Annotated in this window: 18 protein-coding genes, 1 tRNA gene and 1 pseudogene; 12 read left to right on the top strand and 8 right to left on the bottom strand. The window is 67.7% G+C overall.

Annotated features, from left to right (window positions below):
* The first annotated feature begins 9 nt into the window (after positions 1–9).
* Positions 10–972 carry a 3-keto-5-aminohexanoate cleavage protein gene (locus tag EGT29_RS18005; protein ID WP_124690262.1) on the top strand — a complete coding sequence of 321 codons (963 nt, stop codon included), beginning with the start codon at positions 10–12 and terminating at the stop codon, positions 970–972.
* Between the two features lie 8 nt (positions 973–980).
* On the top strand, positions 981–2000 hold the full coding sequence (locus tag EGT29_RS18000) for an SMP-30/gluconolactonase/LRE family protein (RefSeq protein ID WP_124690261.1): 1020 nt from the start codon (positions 981–983) through the stop codon (positions 1998–2000).
* Between the two features lie 32 nt (positions 2001–2032).
* Here the strand turns inward: EGT29_RS18000 and radC are convergent, their stop codons facing one another.
* Entirely contained in the window at positions 2033–2725 is a 693-nt protein-coding gene (radC, locus tag EGT29_RS17995; RefSeq protein ID WP_124690260.1) for a DNA repair protein RadC, read from the bottom strand.
* 58 nt (positions 2726–2783) lie between these two features.
* On the opposite strand from radC, the gene EGT29_RS17990 reads away from it, so the two are divergent.
* The 4 genes from EGT29_RS17990 (at position 2784) to EGT29_RS17975 (ending at position 5037) form a co-directional block, all read left to right on the top strand.
* Positions 2784–3257 carry a peptidylprolyl isomerase gene (locus EGT29_RS17990; RefSeq protein WP_124690259.1) on the top strand — a complete coding sequence of 158 codons (474 nt, stop codon included), beginning with the start codon at positions 2784–2786 and terminating at the stop codon, positions 3255–3257.
* A complete protein-coding gene (gene ispH / locus EGT29_RS17985) occupies positions 3257–4207 on the top strand; it encodes a 4-hydroxy-3-methylbut-2-enyl diphosphate reductase (RefSeq protein ID WP_124690258.1) in 951 nt (316 codons plus the stop codon). Before EGT29_RS17990 ends, ispH begins: the two co-directional genes overlap by 1 nt.
* 15 nt (positions 4208–4222) lie before the next feature.
* A complete protein-coding gene (gene maiA, locus EGT29_RS17980) occupies positions 4223–4867 on the top strand; it encodes a maleylacetoacetate isomerase (RefSeq protein WP_124690257.1) in 645 nt (214 codons plus the stop codon).
* 94 nt (positions 4868–4961) lie between these two features.
* A tRNA-Thr gene (locus EGT29_RS17975) sits at positions 4962–5037 on the top strand.
* A gap of 56 nt (positions 5038–5093) precedes the next feature.
* Here the strand turns inward: EGT29_RS17975 and EGT29_RS17970 are convergent.
* Positions 5094–5357 (bottom strand): hypothetical protein, encoded by a 264-nt coding sequence (locus EGT29_RS17970; RefSeq protein ID WP_124690256.1) that lies wholly within the window; start codon positions 5355–5357, stop codon positions 5094–5096.
* Between the two features lie 444 nt (positions 5358–5801).
* On the opposite strand from EGT29_RS17970, the gene EGT29_RS17965 reads away from it, so the two are divergent.
* From EGT29_RS17965 to EGT29_RS28940, 6 genes and pseudogenes are all read left to right on the top strand, one after another.
* Positions 5802–6650, top strand: a complete 849-nt coding sequence (locus EGT29_RS17965; RefSeq protein WP_124690255.1) for a universal stress protein — start codon at positions 5802–5804, stop codon at positions 6648–6650.
* A 117-nt stretch (positions 6651–6767) separates the two neighbouring features.
* A complete protein-coding gene (locus tag EGT29_RS17960) occupies positions 6768–7523 on the top strand; it encodes an energy transducer TonB (RefSeq protein ID WP_124690254.1) in 756 nt (251 codons plus the stop codon).
* A 10-nt stretch (positions 7524–7533) separates the two neighbouring features.
* A pseudogene (locus EGT29_RS17955) lies at positions 7534–8256 on the top strand (MotA/TolQ/ExbB proton channel family protein); the annotation flags it as partial.
* A 15-nt stretch (positions 8257–8271) separates the two neighbouring features.
* A complete protein-coding gene (locus EGT29_RS17950) occupies positions 8272–8706 on the top strand; it encodes a biopolymer transporter ExbD (protein ID WP_124690252.1) in 435 nt (144 codons plus the stop codon).
* Between the two features lie 96 nt (positions 8707–8802).
* Complete coding sequence (locus EGT29_RS17945) at positions 8803–9480, top strand: response regulator transcription factor (protein WP_124690251.1); 678 nt, start codon at positions 8803–8805, stop codon at positions 9478–9480.
* A complete protein-coding gene (locus EGT29_RS28940; RefSeq protein ID WP_124690250.1) occupies positions 9464–10978 on the top strand; it encodes a sensor histidine kinase in 1515 nt (504 codons plus the stop codon). Before EGT29_RS17945 ends, EGT29_RS28940 begins: the two co-directional genes overlap by 17 nt.
* A gap of 15 nt (positions 10979–10993) precedes the next feature.
* Here the strand turns inward: EGT29_RS28940 and fliR are convergent, their stop codons facing one another.
* The 6 genes from fliR to fliM are packed head-to-tail and all read right to left on the bottom strand — an operon-like array spanning position 10994 to position 14601.
* Positions 10994–11767 carry a flagellar biosynthetic protein FliR gene (fliR, locus tag EGT29_RS17935; RefSeq protein WP_124690249.1) on the bottom strand — a complete coding sequence of 258 codons (774 nt, stop codon included), beginning with the start codon at positions 11765–11767 and terminating at the stop codon, positions 10994–10996.
* Between the two features lie 12 nt (positions 11768–11779).
* Positions 11780–12052: a flagellar biosynthesis protein FliQ gene (gene fliQ, locus EGT29_RS17930; RefSeq protein ID WP_124690248.1), complete on the bottom strand. Its 273-nt coding sequence runs from the start codon at positions 12050–12052 to the stop codon at positions 11780–11782.
* A 43-nt stretch (positions 12053–12095) separates the two neighbouring features.
* Complete coding sequence (fliP, locus tag EGT29_RS17925; RefSeq protein WP_124690247.1) at positions 12096–12842, bottom strand: flagellar type III secretion system pore protein FliP; 747 nt, start codon at positions 12840–12842, stop codon at positions 12096–12098.
* Complete coding sequence (gene fliO, locus EGT29_RS17920; protein WP_124690246.1) at positions 12839–13174, bottom strand: flagellar biosynthetic protein FliO; 336 nt, start codon at positions 13172–13174, stop codon at positions 12839–12841. Before fliO ends, fliP begins: the two co-directional genes overlap by 4 nt.
* A gap of 7 nt (positions 13175–13181) precedes the next feature.
* Complete coding sequence (gene fliN / locus EGT29_RS17915; protein WP_152796145.1) at positions 13182–13604, bottom strand: flagellar motor switch protein FliN; 423 nt, start codon at positions 13602–13604, stop codon at positions 13182–13184.
* Complete coding sequence (fliM, locus tag EGT29_RS17910) at positions 13588–14601, bottom strand: flagellar motor switch protein FliM (RefSeq protein ID WP_124690244.1); 1014 nt, start codon at positions 14599–14601, stop codon at positions 13588–13590. The genes fliN and fliM overlap by 17 nt, the downstream gene beginning before the upstream one ends.
* Between the last annotated feature and the right edge of the window lie 5 nt (positions 14602–14606).

Raw genomic sequence — 14606 nt, 5'->3', positions numbered from 1 at the left:
GAGCCCGCGATGAACGACACCCAAGCCAAGCCCGCCAAGAAATCCGCGCCCAAAATCATCATCACCTGCGCGGTCACGGGCGGCATCCATACGCCCACCATGTCCGAGGCGCTGCCGTATCGCCCCGAGGACATCGCCGCCCAATCCATCGCGGCGGCCCAGGCCGGCGCGGCCATCCTGCACCTGCACGCGCGCGATCCCAAGGACGGCCGGCCCACGCCCGACCCGGCGGTGTTCATGCAGTTCCTGCCGAAGATCAAGGAAGCCACCGACGCCGTCATCAACGTCACCACCGGCGGCGGGCTGAACATGACGGTGGAGCAGCGCCTGGCTGCGCCGCTGCTGGCCAAGCCCGAGATGTGCTCGCTCAACATGGGATCGATGAACTTCGGCATCTACCCCATGGCCGATCGCTACAAGCAGTGGAAGTTCGACTGGGAAGAGAGCTACCTGCGCAACACCGACGACTTCATCTTCCGCAACACCTTCCGCGACATCGAGCGCATCCTGAAAATGCTGGGCGAGGAGCACGGCACCCGCTTCGAGCACGAGTGCTACGACGTCGGCCACCTGTACAACGTCGCGCATTTCGTCGACCGCGGCCTGCTCAAGCCGCCGTTCTTCATCCAGATGATCTTCGGCATCCTGGGCGGCATCGGCGCCGAGCTGGACAATCTCATGTTCATGAAACGCACGGCCGACCGCCTGTTCGGCAACGACTACCGCTGGTCGGTGCTGGCCGCCGGCCGCCACCAGATGAACTTCGCCACGCAGGCGGCCTTGCTGGGCGGCAGTGTGCGGGTCGGTCTGGAGGACAGCCTGTACATCGGCAAGGGCCAACTGGCGGCGTCGAATGCCGATCAGGTCGCCAAGGTGCGGCGCATCCTGGAGGAAATGGGGCACGAGATCGCGACGCCGGACGAAGCCCGCGCCATGCTGGCGCTCAAGGGCGCGGACCGGGTCGGGTTCTGAGCGCAGCCATGGCGGGCGCTTCCAATCCGCTGGACGGCTTCGTCGTCGATCCGGCCGCCATCGCCTATGCGGGGCAGGGGCTGCAACGCCCCGAATGCATCCTGGCCGAGCGCGACGGTTCGCTATGGGCCGCCGATGCGCGCGGCGGCGTGGTCCACATCCGGCCCGACGGCAGCCAGCGGCTGGTCACGCAGCAGGCCGACACGCACTTTCGCCAGGCCGCCGACGACGCCACCCGCTTCGTCGCGGGCACCTTGCCCAACGGCCTGGCCTTCGCCCGCAACGGCGACATCGTCATCTCCAATTTCGGCACCGACCGGCTGGAACTGATGACGCGCGAGGGCCAGACCCGCGTGCTGGCCGACACGGTGGACGGCCAGCCCATCGGCAAGGTCAACTTCGTGCTGCGCGACAGCCGCGACCGGCTGTGGCTGACCATTTCCACCCGCATCAGGAACTGGATGCAGGCCATGGATCCCAAGGTTGCCGACGGCTATATCGCCTTGTACGAGCACGGCCGGCTGCGCATCGTGGCCGACGGCTTCCACTTCACCAACGAGATCCGGCTCGATGCCCGCGAGGAATGGCTGTACGTGGCCGAGACCTGCGCCCGGCGCGTTTCGCGCCTGCGGGTGGCGACGGACGGCAGCCTGTCGGGCCGCGAGGTGTTCGGTCCCGCCGACCACGGCGCCTTCATCGACGGCATCGCGTTCGATGTCCATGGCAATCTGTGGGGCACGCACGTGATGACGGACCGGATCTTCGCGATCACGCCGGAAGGGGAGTTGCGGATCGTGCTGGACGACGATGGCGGCAGCGCCGCGGGGCGGGCGCTGATGGCGGCGTTCGAGCGGGGCGAGGCGACGCCGGAGATGATGCTGGCGTGCGGGGGAAGGATCGCGCCGTGGTTCGCGAGCGTGACGTTCGGGGGAAAAGACCTGCGGACGGTTTATATCGGGAGCTTGCGAGGGGAGCGGATTCCGTATTTCCGGGCTCCCGTGGCGGGGTTGCCCATGGCGCATTGGTAGGGGGCTTGAGACGGCGGAGGCCGGAGCGGACCCTACACCACTCCGCGCTCCGCCAGCGACGTCGTCTGCCCGCCCGCCACGATGATGTGATCGAGCAGGCGCACGTCCACCAGCGCCAGCGCGGCTCGGACGTGGCGGGTGAGGTGTTCGTCGGCCTGGCTGGGTTCGGCGTTGCCCGACGGGTGGTTGTGCGCGAGGATGACCGAGGCGGCGTGATGGCGCAGCGCGGCGCGGACGATTTCGCGGGGGTAGACGGTGGCCTGGGCCAAGGTGCCCTGGGACAGTATTTCGCTGGTGATGAGGCGGTTGCGCGCGTCCAGGTACAGCGCCATGCAGCATTCGATACGGCGGTGGGCCAGGGTGGCGGCGCAGTAGCGGCGGACCTGCTCGGGGCGGGAAAGCGCGTCGCCGCGGTGGATTTCCTCGGCCAGTTCGCGCCGGGCGAGTTCCAGGATGGCCTGCAACTGCGCGGCCTTGACTTCCCCCAGGCCGGGCACGTCCCGCAGTTCGTCGCGCGAGGCGCCGAACAGGCCGCGCAGGCCGCCGAACCGCCCCAGCAGGCAGCGACCCAGTTCGAGGGCGTTGCAGCCGTGCGTGCCGGTGCGCAGCAGCACGGCCAGCAGTTCGGCGTCGGTCAGCACCGTAGGGCCGTGGCGCAACAGGCGCTCGCGCGGGCGTTCTTCGGGGGGCAGGGCGGCCTGGAGGGTAGGAAGGGCGGTCGGCATGGCGGCAGGACGGGTAAAATCGGTTCTTTGGCGCACAGCATCGACACGGTGACACACTTTGGCTGCATCTTCTTCCCCCACGCCCCTCGTTGTCCGTGAGGACTCCTACGTAACCCTGCACTACCGCATTTCGCTGGCCTCGGGCGAGGGCGCGGGCGGCGTTTTCGTCGATACCTTCACCGGCCGTCCGGCCACGCTGCAACTGGGCCTGGGCCAGTGGGCGCCGGGCATGGAGGCGGCGCTGGTCGGCCATGGCGAAGGCGAGAGCTTCAGTTTCACCCTCGCTCCCGCGCAGGCCTACGGCGACCGCAATCCGGAGCTGATCCAGCGCGTGACCCTGGCGATGCTGCGCGAGCACGCGGGCGACGAGACCTTCGAGCCCGGCGACCTGGTCGAATTCGCCGCGCCCAACGGCGGCCGGTATTCGGGCGTGTTCAAGGAGCAGGGCGACGACTATGCGCTGTTCGATTTCAACCATCCGCTGGCCGGTTCGGCACTGAAGGTGGATGTGTCCATACTCGGAGTGATGTGATGGCGCAGGCGCCCATGGAAGTGGTCCTGGCCCAGCCGCGCGGCTTCTGCGCCGGGGTCGACCGGGCCATCGAGATCGTCGAGCGCGCCTTGCAGATCTACGGCGCGCCCATCTACGTGCGGCACGAGATCGTCCACAACCGCTATGTGGTCGAGGACCTGCGCGCCAAGGGCGCCATCTTCATCCAGGAACTGGACGAGGCGCCGGCCGGTTCGACGGTGGTGTTCTCGGCCCACGGCGTGTCCAAGGCGGTGCGCCACGAGGCCGAGCAGCGCGGCCTGCAGGTGTACGACGCCACCTGTCCCCTGGTGACCAAGGTCCACGTCGAGGTGGCCAAGATGCGTGCCGCCGGCAACGAGATCGTCATGATCGGCCACAAGGGGCACCCCGAGGTCGAGGGCACGCTGGGCCAGTCCGAGGCGGGCATGTACCTGGTCGAGACGGTCGAGGACGTGGCCGCGCTGGCCGTGGCCGATCCGGGCAGGCTGGCCTACGTGACCCAGACCACGCTGTCGGTGGACGACGCGGCGCAGGTCGCGGCGGCGCTCAAGGCCCGGTTCCCGAATATCGCCGAGCCCAAGAAAAGCGACATCTGCTATGCCACGCAGAACCGCCAGGACGCGGTCAAGATCATGGCGCCCGAGTGCGACCTGGTGCTGGTGGTGGGCAGCGTCAACAGCTCCAATTCCAACCGCCTGCGCGAGGTGGCCGAGCGCAAGGGCGTGGCCGCCTACCTGATCGACGGCGCCGGCGACATCGACCCGGCCTGGCTGGAAGGGCGCCGGCGCGTGGGCGTCACGGCGGGCGCCTCGGCGCCCGATGTGCTGGTGCAGCAGGTCATTGCCCGCCTGAAGGAGCTGGGGGCCGCCTCGGTGCGTACCCTGGCCGGTGCCGAGGAAGGCATCGCCTTCCCGCTGCCCAAGGGTTTGTCCAGGAACGTCCGCCTGTAGCCCCCCGGAGCCCCCATGCGTCTCTACAGCTATTTCCGCAGTTCCGCCGCCTATCGCGTGCGCATCGCGCTGGCCCTGAAGGGGCTGCCGTACGACTACCTCGCGGTGCACCTGCTCAAGGACGGCGGCCAGCAACTGCAGCCGGACTTCCGCCGCCTGAGCCCGGATGCCCTGGTGCCGGTGCTCGAGGACGACGGCCACGTGCTGACCCAGTCGCTGGCCATTATCGAATATCTGGAAGAGACGCGGCCCGAGCCGGCGCTGCTGCCGGCCACCCCGGCCGAGCGCGCCCGCGTGCGGGCGCTGGCGTTGAACGTCGCCTGCGACATCCATCCGTTGAACAACCTGCGCGTGCTGAAGTACCTGAAGAACCCGCTGGGCATCGACCAGCAGGGGCGCGACGAATGGTACCGGCACTGGGTGGAGGGCGGCCTGGCCGCGCTTGAACGCATGCTGGCCGATTCGCCCTATACAGGGCTGTGCTGCCACGGCGACCAGCCGACGGTGGCCGACCTGTGCCTGGTGCCGCAGGTCTACAACGCCCGGCGCCTGAAGGCGAACCTGGATGGAATGCCGACGGTGGCGCGGATCGCCGACCATTGCGCCGCGCTGCCCGCCTTCCAGGCCGCCCATCCCGATGCGCAGCCGGATGCGGAATAGCATTTGAATTGCCGAGCAAAGTTTTGCTAGAATAGCGGGCTAGCTTGAAGCCTGCGCCTTTGGCGCGGCGGTTCATCAGGCTGGGCAAGGTTTCGCCGGCATAGCTCAGTTGGTAGAGCAGCGCATTCGTAATGCGAAGGTCGTAGGTTCGACTCCTATTGCCGGCACCATCAAAAAGGGGCAGCCCATCGGGCTGCCCCTTTTTCTTTGCCGTTCCCGCAAGTCTTCACGGCGAAGGTTCCTCGTCATTCTGGTCATGCATGGTCCGCAGATCGCGGGTCAGGTGCTCCATCCTGTCCGCGATTGCGCGGAGCTGCGCCGGCGGCAGGACCATATGAGCCGCCAGGCGGAACAGATACAGGTGCGCGAACAGGGTGGGAATCGTCTCGTCCGTCCAGCCTGGCCAGACATCGTGGAGCGGGCCGTCCCGCTGGGATGGAGGGGCATCGGAGCCGGGCGCGACCCGGTCCATATCGGGTGGGGGCTTCATGCCCGCTGCCGCGAGGCGGCCGGCTGCATGGGCGTCAGGCAGTGCCGGCAGGCCAGGGAACCGGGGGAAACATAACGCCCGCATCGTGGGCAAAGCGCGCCTCCGCGCCGTGCGATTTCCGCCAGACGCCGCGTCCGGCGCCGGCTCCGGATGATAAGCGCAATGGATATGGCACATATCAGGACAATCAAAACCGCGAAAAGAAGATCCATTTGTCCCTCAAATTCGGAATTTCGAGTGAGGGTGGATGATATCCACATTTTGTTACCGTGGGTTTCATTTAAGGGGCGTTCCTCCTTCCACGAACGCGGAAGGGGGCGGGCTACGGCCGGTGGACGTGACGTCCGGTTGATCCAGGTCAAGCCCGGCCGACCGCGGCCGGCTTGCGCCACCCGGCTTCATGGCACGATGGGTTCTCCCCTAAAACAATGATGGAATGCCAGCATGGGTACCGATACTTGCAGCATCTTGCTTGCCACCGATTTGAGTGCCCGCGGCGACCGGGCCCTGGACCGCGCGATCGAGATCGCCCGCCAGAGGCGTTGCAAGCTCGTCGTGCTTCACGTCGTCGAGGAGTCGCCGCTGGTCGAGCGGCTGATGGCGCGCGGCAGCCGCGAAGCGGACAGGGAAACGGCCGAGCGGGCCCTGCGCGACATCGTGGGCGAGGTGGATGTGCCGATGGAGCTGGTGCTGGAGACCGGCAATCCCGTCGAGGTGATCCAGCGTACCGCCCGCGGCCGGCAATGCGACCTGATCGTGACCGGCGTGGCCCGCGACGAGACGCTGGGCCGGCTGTTGCTCGGGTCCACGGTCGAGAAGCTGGCGCGCGAGTCGACGCTGCCCATCCTGATCGTGAAGAAGCGTCCGCACCGTAGCTATCAGCACGTCGTCGCGGCCACGGATTTCTCCGAGGGCTCCCGCCAGGCGATGAACGCGGCGCGGGCGTTCTTCCCCGCCGCGCAAATGACGCTGTTCCATGCCTATCCCACGCTGAAGGCCGATCCGGACTTGGCGGAGGTCGAGGCTGCGCGGCGCGCGGCCGAACGCCTGGCCGACGGCTTCATCGCCAACAACCTGTCCCAGGCGGGGCGGGCGGGCACGCGGCTGGTCCTGGAGCACGGCCTGCCCGAAGGCGTGGTGCCGGACTATGTGCGCAGCCATCCGACCGACCTGCTGGTGGTGGGCACGCATGGCCTGACGGGGCTGCTGCGGACCGCGATCGGCAGCGTGGCGGAACGGCTCATCTACCTGACGCCCTGCGATGCCCTGATCGTGCGGACGATGGAGCGCTGAAACCGGGCGGCATGCCGGGGTCCTGATTCCGGCATGCCGTTGTTGTTACCTAACTGCGAATAAGTCGCATTTGTGATATCGTAGCGATCTTCACGGTCAGCTACGCGATTCATTCGAATGAGTGCCACCTTGCATTGGAATACGCCGGCCCCCGTCGGGCTGCGCGTCGGCGCTGGCGCCGCGGTGGTGCTTCTGCATGTGGCGGTGGTAGGCGCGATACTGGTAGCCAAGTCCGAGCCACAGGTCGCCAAGCCGGTCGAAACGGTCGAGGTCCGGTTCGTCGAGATCGCGCCCCAGGTCCAGGTGGCCGCCGCGCCGCCCGCACCCACGCCTCCCGCCCCGAAGCCCGAACCCAAGCCCAAACCCGTTCCTCCCAAGCCCACCCCCAAGCCCGTTCCCAAGCCGCCGCCTCCCAAGCCCGCGCCACCTCCGCCCGAACCGGCTCCCCCTTCCGAAACCGCCTTGTCGCAGCCCGCTCCGGAACCGGCGCCCGCGCCCGCCCCCGAGCCGGCCACGTCGCAACCGCCCAGCGGCAAGCCCGAGCCGTCCGACCGTACGGCCGCGCCGCAGGCGCCGGTTTCCAACGAGCCCAAGCTGGTCGGCCGCATCGAATACCTGGGGGCGCCCCCCATGCCGGAGTACCCGCGCACGTCCAAGCGCCTGGGCGAGGAAGGCAAGGTACTGGTGCGTTTGCTGATCAATACCCGCGGGCTGGTGGACAAGGCCACGCTGGAGAAGTCCTCGGGATTCAACCGGCTGGACGAGGCGGCATTGGAAGCCGCCCGGCGCGGCCGCTTCAAACCGTATACCGAAAACGGCATGGCGATCGCCGCCATCGCCATCGTGCCGTTCGATTTCACTCTCAGGAACTGACATGACCGAGACCCCAAGCCTGGGCTTTGCGCACTTCGTCTCTCAGACCGACGGTCTGGGCAAGGCGCTGTTCTTCATCCTGGTACTGATGTCGCTCGCGACCTGGTACCTGATCGTCGTCAAGGCCATCGCCAACATGCGTTCGCGGCGGCAGGGCGAGACCTTCCTGCAGCATTTCTGGAACGCGACCTCGCTCGAGGCCGTGGACCGCGAAATCACCACGCACGGCGCCAACGATCCGTTCTCGCACCTGACCAGCCATGCCCTGTACGCTCGCCTGCATCACGCGAAGTTCGGCGCGGCCAAGCTGGAAGAGGCCGGATCGCAGTCCGATTTCGTCACGCGCACCATGCGCAAGGTCATCGACGAGGAAACCGCCAAGCTCGAGAACGGCCTGACGCTGCTGGCCTCGGTGGGATCGACCGCGCCCTTCGTCGGGCTGTTCGGCACGGTATGGGGCGTCTACCACGCGCTGGTCTCCATCGGCCAGGGCGGCGCGGCCACCATCGACCGCATCGCCGGCCCGGTGGGCGAGGCGCTGATCATGACCGGCCTGGGCCTGGCGGTCGCCATTCCCGCGGTGCTGGCCTACAACTTCTTCACGCGCAGCAACCGTGTGCTGCTGGCGCGCCTGGACGCCTTCGCCCACGACCTGTTCGCGTTCCTGACCACCGGCCAGCAGATCGTCACGGACGGCAACGTGCGCGCGCTGAAGGCCAAGGCGGGCGAATAAGACTAGGAGTCTTCCATGGCTTTCGGCAGTTTCAACAGCGGTCGCGGCGCGGGAGCGCCGCAATCCGAGATCAACATGGTGCCGCTCATCGACGTGATGCTGGTGCTGCTGGTCATCTTCATCATCACGGCACCGCTGCTGTCCCACGCGGTGCGCATCGACGTGCCGCAGGCGACCTCGGCGCCGGTCGATTCCGACCCGGCCAAGATCGACCTGGCGATCGACGCCAGTGGCAAGGTGTTCTGGAACGACGCCGAGGTGACGCTGGAGGACCTTCCCGCCCGCTTCGCCACCGTGTCCAAGGACACGCCGCAGCCCGAGCTGCACCTGCGCGCGGACAAGAACACCCGCTACGAGATCCTGGCTCAGGTCATGGCCGACGCGTCCCGTTCGGGAATGAAGCGCATCGGCTTCGTCAGCACGCCGGAGCCGCCACCGGCGGCCAAGTAAGGGAATGGGGACCAGGCCCTAGCTTTCGGCAGCGCCTGGGTTTACCCTAGCGGCTTTCCCCTTTCTGGCTGCGCCGGTCCCCCGGCGCTTTGTCATATGCGTGTATTGGTCATCGAAGACGACGCCACCCTGGGGGGTGCCCTGGCCGAGTTCCTGGGCGACCAGGGCTACGCCGTCGATCTCGTTTCCAGCGGCGAGCGTGCCTCGGCCGCGCTGTCCAGCCAGGGCTACGACCTGGTGCTGCTCGACCTGAACCTCCCGGGCGAAGACGGCCTGACGGTGCTGCGGCGGCTGCGGGCCAACGAAAATCCGGTGCCGGTCGTGATCCTGACCGCGCGCGACGCGCTGGAAGACCGGGTCGCCGGCCTGGATGCCGGCGCCGACGACTACGTCACCAAGCCCTTCGAGCTGCCCGAGCTGGCGGCGCGGGTACGGGCCCAGATACGGCGGCGCGCGGGCCAGGTCAATCCGATCATGGAGGTCGGGGCCCTGAGCTTCGATACGATAGGGCGCGAGCTGCGGGTCAGCGGCGAACGCGTCGCGCTGTCGGTGCGCGAGCTGTCCGTGCTCGAGATGCTGATGGCGCGCGCCGGCCGCGTCGTGACCAAGCGGCAGATCGTCAATTCGCTGTCGGCCTGGGATGCCGATTTCAGCGAGAACGCCGTCGAGGTCTACGTCTACCGCCTGCGCAAGCGGCTGGAGAAGGCGGGGGTCAGCATCCAGACGGTACGCGGGTTCGGCTATCTGCTGGAGTCCGATGCCGTCGCGCAATGAGGCCCGGCCCGCTCCGGAGACCCGGGTCCTGCACCGGCGCTCGCTGGCCTGGCACCTGCTGGTGCGGCTGCTGCCCGCCGTGCTGCTGCTGGCCACGATGGACAGCGTCATCACCTATGTCCTGACCCGCAAGCTCAACACCCAGTCCCACGACCGCGCGCTGATCGATACCACCCGCGCGCTGGCGCGCCAGGTCGTCATGACCCCCCAGGGGCCGCAGCTCGACCCGGCCTGGAATACCACCCGCTTCCTGACCACGGACCCCGACGAGCGGACCTATTTCCGCATCAGCGTCGATGGCGAGATCATCGCGGGAACGGCCGTCCTGCCTTCGCCGCCGGTGGTGGACGATCCGGACAGCGCCGCGGATGGCGAGGCCGAGCCGCTCGCGCTGCTCGACCGCATCAACAAGGCCGTGCCGACGATCTACGATTCGCTCGTGGAAGGCCTGCCGGTGCGCGCGGTGGCGCTGGATTTCAGTGTCGACGACTACCTGGTCGAAGTGGCGATGGCCGAGACCCTGAACACCCGCAGCCGTTTCATCGAGGAGATCCTGTCGGTGCTGGTGGCGGGGCAGTTGCTGCTGATCGCGCTGCTGGGCTTCGTCATCGTCACCGCGGTCCGTTCGGGCCTGGAGTCGGTCAGCAAGCTGTCGGACGAGATCGAGAGCCGCAGCATCGACGACCTGCAGCCCATAGGCGGCGACGACGTGCCGAGCGAACTGACGCCGCTGATCGCCAAGACGAATTCGCTGCTGGGCCGGCTGGACGAGGCGGTGGCCGCGCAGCGTCGCTTCATCGGCCATGCGGCGCACCAGTTGCGCACGCCGCTCAGCGGGCTGAAGCTGGAGTCCGAGTTGATGCTGGCGCGTCCGGTGCCGGACGACGTGCGCCAGCGAGCCGAACGGATCAAGGCCGCCGCCGACCGCATGATCCGGGTCGGCGAGCAATTGCTGGTGCTGGCGCGTATCGATGCCAACGTGCGCTCGCGCGACACCTTCGCCCGGATCGACCTGACCGAGTTGACGCGCGAGTGCGGCGCGCGCTGGGTGCCGGCTGCGCGCCATGCACAGGTCGAGATCGTGCTGATCGCGCCGGACGAGGCGGTCTGGATCGATGGCGACGCGGTGCTGCTGGACCAGTTGCTGGGCAACCTGATCGACAATGCCATCCGCTACCACGGCGGGCCGGGAGAGATCGTGCTGCGCGTGAACGATTCGCCGCCCAGCCTGGTCGTGGAGGACGACGGGCCCGGCATCGCGGCCGAGGACCGGGCGCGGGTTTTCGATGCCTTCTACCGGGCGAAGAATTCGCAGGCCGGGGGCTCCGGGCTGGGACTGGCCATCGTCAAGGAGATTGCCGAGGCGCACGGCGCGCACTGGGATCTGCGCAGCCGTCCGGAGTTCGCCGGCACCCGCATCAGCCTGGTGTTTCCGGGGCCGCGCATCGGTGCCCATCTGAGCCGGGTGCGCAGCGAGCCGCGACAGCCGGATTGGTAGCCCCGACCGTTCCCGTCAGCGTATGACGGCGGTCTTGAAGTAAGGCACGGCGATGCCCACGATGCGTTCCATGGGGCCGGCCAGCACGCTGAAAGTCAGCCACAGCAGCAGCAGGCCCGCCAGCAGCGTGACCGCGAAGCCGAGGTTGAAGATGTTGAGCTGCGGCGCGCTGCGCGAGACGAAGCCCAGCGCGATGTTGATGGACAGGACCGCGGCCAGTACCGGCAGCGCGATCTGGAGTCCGCCGGCGAAGACGATGGTGCCCAGGTTGGCCAGCCGCATCCAGTCCAGGTTGTCCAGCGGATGGGGTGAAACGGGAATGATGCGGAAGCTGTCGCCCAAGGTCAGCAGCAGCGTCAGGTGGCCGTCGGTGGCCAGGAAGGCAAGCATGGCCGACAGCATCAGGAAGTTGGCCAGCAGCGGCGAGGGCGCGCCGCGCTGCGGGTCCAGGAAGGAAGCGAAGCCCAGGCCCATCTGCAATCCCACCAGGTCGCCCGCCAGTTCGAAGGCGGCGAAGACCGCGCGCAGGCCGAAACCCATGGCCGCGCCCACGATGATCTGCTGCAGGAGCAGCAGCAGGCCGGTCCCGGAGAACGCGTCCACCGGCGCGGCGGGCACGGCGGGGGCGACCAGGAAGGAGATCAGGAGCGCCAGGCCGACCTTGACCCGCTGGGGCACGGCGCGATGCCCGAACACCGGCGCGGTCTGCACCAGCGCCAGGGCGCGCACGAAGGGCCACAGCAGCGCCGCGATCGCGGCGTGGATGTCGGCGTCGGTGAAGCTGAGCACGGACGGCGCAGCTCAGCCGAGCATGAAGGGAATGTTCTCGAACAGCCGCCGGATGTAGTCGGTCATCATCGACAGCATCCATGGGCCGGCGATCAGCGCGGCGGCGAAGATGGCGACCAGCTTGGGCACGAAGGACAGCGTCATTTCGTTGATCTGGGTCGCGGCCTGCAGCACGCTGATGACCAGGCCCACGACCAGGGCTGACAGCAGCAGCGGGGCGGCAAGATAAAGGGCGATCTGCACCGCCTCTTGCGCCAGGGTCAGGATGCCGGCGGTACTGTTCATGGGTGGCCTTCGGACGGGTGTGCGGAGCACGGCGGGAGATGGTTCATCGGAAGCTGGCCACCAGGCTGCCGATCAGCAGGTTCCAGCCGTCGGCCAGGACGAAGAGCATGAGCTTGAAAGGCAACGAGATCAGCACCGGGGACAGCATCATCATGCCCATGGACATCAGCACGCTGGAGACGACCAGGTCGATGACCAGGAAGGGCAGGAAGACCATGAAGCCGATCTGGAAGGCGGTCTTCAGTTCGCTGGTCACGAAGGCGGGCACCACCACCCGCAGCGGCAGCTGGGCCGCCTCGGATACCGGCGGCGTGCCGGCCAGGCGCATGAACAGCGCCAGGTCGGACTCCCGGGTCTGCCTGAGCATGAAGTCCTTCATCGGCCGCTGGGCCTTGTCCACGGCTTCCCGGAAATCGATCTGCTTGCTGTCGAAGGGCTGGTAGGCCTCGGTATAGACCTTGTCGAGCGTGGGCGTCATGATGAACAGGGTCATGAACAGCGCCAGCCCGATCAGCACCATGTTGGGCGGCGAGCCTTGCAGGCCCAGCGCGCTGCGCAGCAGCGAGAGCACGATGATGATGCGCGTGAAGCTGGTCATCATCAGCAGCACGGCCGGCAGGAAGCTCAGCGCCGACAGCACCAGCAGCGTTTGCAGCGACAGCGACCAGGTGGTGGCGCCGCCCGGGCCGGGGCTGCTGGTCAGGGCCGGGATGCCGGCTTCCTGCGCATGGACGCCGCCGGCGGCCAGCAGCAGGAGCAGGGCGATGGGAAGCACAAGCGCGCGCATCATTGCTTGCCGAAGCGGGCCAGGAGCGTGCGGAAGTCGGGCAGCGGGGCGGCCGCGGCGGATTCCGCGGGGGCCGCGTCGCCGGGGCGCGGCAGCACGGCCAGCGGCCGGACGTTGCCGGCCGAGACGCCGGCAACGATCCATTGGTCCGCGATCTCGATCAGGACGACGCGTTCGCGCGGCCCGACCATCAACTGGCCGCGCAGCCGCAGCGGATGGCCGCTGCCCGCCTGGGGGCGCTGCACGCGCCGCAGCAGCCAGGCGCAAGCCATGATCAGCGCCAGCACGGCGATCAGCGCCAGCACGGTTTGCAGGGTCGAACCGGGGGCAATCATGGGGCGGCTAGCGGTTGAGGCGGCGCAGCCGCTCGGACGGCGTGACGATGTCGGTCAGCCGGATGCCGAATTTGTCGTTGACCACGACCACCTCGCCCTGGGCGATCAGGCAGCCGTTGACCATCACGTCCATGGGTTCGCCGGCCAGGCCGTCGAGTTCCACCACCGAACCCTGCGCCAGTTGCAGGATCTGCTTGATGGGGATGCGGGTGCGGCCCAGTTCCACGGTCAGGGTGACCGGGATGTCCATGATGATCTCGATGTCGTTGACCGTCCTGGACGTCTCGCCGCCGGGGGTGAACTGTTCGAACAGCTCGTCGGCGGGGCGCGCGGCCGCGCTGGCCTGCGACTGCTCGGCCAGCGCCGCGGCCCAGTCGTCGTCGGCCGTGGCGCCGGGCGACTCGGGCAGGTGTTCAGGATCCGCTTCCATTCTCATCTCCTAACTGGTTTTCCGATTGCAGGGTGGCCAGCACCTTGCCGATGCGGATCGCGTACTGCCCGTTGCTGACGCCGACCTTGCAGTCGAATATGGGCACGCCGTCCACGTAGGCGGGCAGCGTGGGGGCGATGTCGATCGGGATGACATCGCCCTTCTGCATGTTCAGCAGATCGCGCAACACCAGTTCGCTCTGGGCCAGGTTGACCACCATTTCGACGTCGGCCAACTGGATCTGCTTGGACAGCATGCGCAGCCAGCGTTTGTCGGGTTCCATCTGGTCGCCCTGGACGGGGCTGTACAGCGCATCGCGGATGGGCTCGACCGATGCGTACGGAAAACAGATGTGCAGGTCGCCGCCGGACGAGCCGAATTCGATCGAGAAGGTCGAGCAGACGACGATCTCGGACGGCGTGGCGATGTTGGCGAACTGCGTGTGCATCTCGGCGCGCTGGTATTCGAAGTGCATGGTGTGGACGGCGGCCCACGCCTTGGCGTATTCGTCCAGCACCACCGCCAGCATGCGCTGGATGATGCGCTGCTCGGTGGCGGTGAAGTCGCGCCCCTCGACCCGGGTGTGATAGCGGCCGTCGCCGCCGAACAGGTTGTCGATGACCGAGAACACCAGCCGCGGTTCGAAGATGAACAGGGCATTGCCCCGCAGGGGCTTGAGCGAGACGATGTTCAGGTTGGTCGGGACGACGATGTTGCGCAGGAATTCGCTGTACTTGACCAGCCGCACCGGACCGACCGAGATCTCGGGATTGCGCCGCAGGAAGTTGAACAGTCCCACGCGCAGCAGGCGGCCGAAGCGATCGTGGATGATCTCGAGCGACGGCATGCGGCCGCGCACGATCCGTTCCTGCTTGGCCAGGTTGTAGGGGCGTATGCCGCCGGCGGGCACTTCCTCCTTGGGCTGGTCATCGTGCTCGCCGGTGACGCCTCGCAGCAGGGCATCGACTTCGTCTTGCGAGAGGAATTCACCGGCCATCGTGG

This window comes from Pigmentiphaga sp. H8, assembly GCF_003854895.1.
Taxonomy (GTDB): domain Bacteria; phylum Pseudomonadota; class Gammaproteobacteria; order Burkholderiales; family Burkholderiaceae_B; genus Pigmentiphaga.
Note: the sequence above shows the minus strand (reverse complement) of the source record. Positions and strands in the feature narration are given on the sequence as shown.

Coding starts and splice junctions, on each gene's coding strand:
- EGT29_RS18005 (WP_124690262.1), top strand. CDS start 10: ATGAACGACACCCAAGCCAAGCCCGCCAAGAAATCCGCGCCCAAAATC.
- EGT29_RS18000 (WP_124690261.1), top strand. CDS start 981: ATGGCGGGCGCTTCCAATCCGCTGGACGGCTTCGTCGTCGATCCGGCC.
- radC (WP_124690260.1), bottom strand. CDS start 2,725: ATGCCGACCGCCCTTCCTACCCTCCAGGCCGCCCTGCCCCCCGAAGAA.
- ispH (WP_124690258.1), top strand. CDS start 3,257: ATGGCGCAGGCGCCCATGGAAGTGGTCCTGGCCCAGCCGCGCGGCTTC.
- maiA (WP_124690257.1), top strand. CDS start 4,223: ATGCGTCTCTACAGCTATTTCCGCAGTTCCGCCGCCTATCGCGTGCGC.
- EGT29_RS17970 (WP_124690256.1), bottom strand. CDS start 5,357: ATGAAGCCCCCACCCGATATGGACCGGGTCGCGCCCGGCTCCGATGCC.
- EGT29_RS17965 (WP_124690255.1), top strand. CDS start 5,802: ATGGGTACCGATACTTGCAGCATCTTGCTTGCCACCGATTTGAGTGCC.
- EGT29_RS17960 (WP_124690254.1), top strand. CDS start 6,768: ATGAGTGCCACCTTGCATTGGAATACGCCGGCCCCCGTCGGGCTGCGC.
- EGT29_RS17950 (WP_124690252.1), top strand. CDS start 8,272: ATGGCTTTCGGCAGTTTCAACAGCGGTCGCGGCGCGGGAGCGCCGCAA.
- EGT29_RS17945 (WP_124690251.1), top strand. CDS start 8,803: ATGCGTGTATTGGTCATCGAAGACGACGCCACCCTGGGGGGTGCCCTG.
- EGT29_RS28940 (WP_124690250.1), top strand. CDS start 9,464: ATGCCGTCGCGCAATGAGGCCCGGCCCGCTCCGGAGACCCGGGTCCTG.
- fliQ (WP_124690248.1), bottom strand. CDS start 12,052: ATGAACAGTACCGCCGGCATCCTGACCCTGGCGCAAGAGGCGGTGCAG.
- fliP (WP_124690247.1), bottom strand. CDS start 12,842: ATGATGCGCGCGCTTGTGCTTCCCATCGCCCTGCTCCTGCTGCTGGCC.
- fliO (WP_124690246.1), bottom strand. CDS start 13,174: ATGATTGCCCCCGGTTCGACCCTGCAAACCGTGCTGGCGCTGATCGCC.
- fliN (WP_152796145.1), bottom strand. CDS start 13,604: ATGGAAGCGGATCCTGAACACCTGCCCGAGTCGCCCGGCGCCACGGCC.
- fliM (WP_124690244.1), bottom strand. CDS start 14,601: ATGGCCGGTGAATTCCTCTCGCAAGACGAAGTCGATGCCCTGCTGCGA.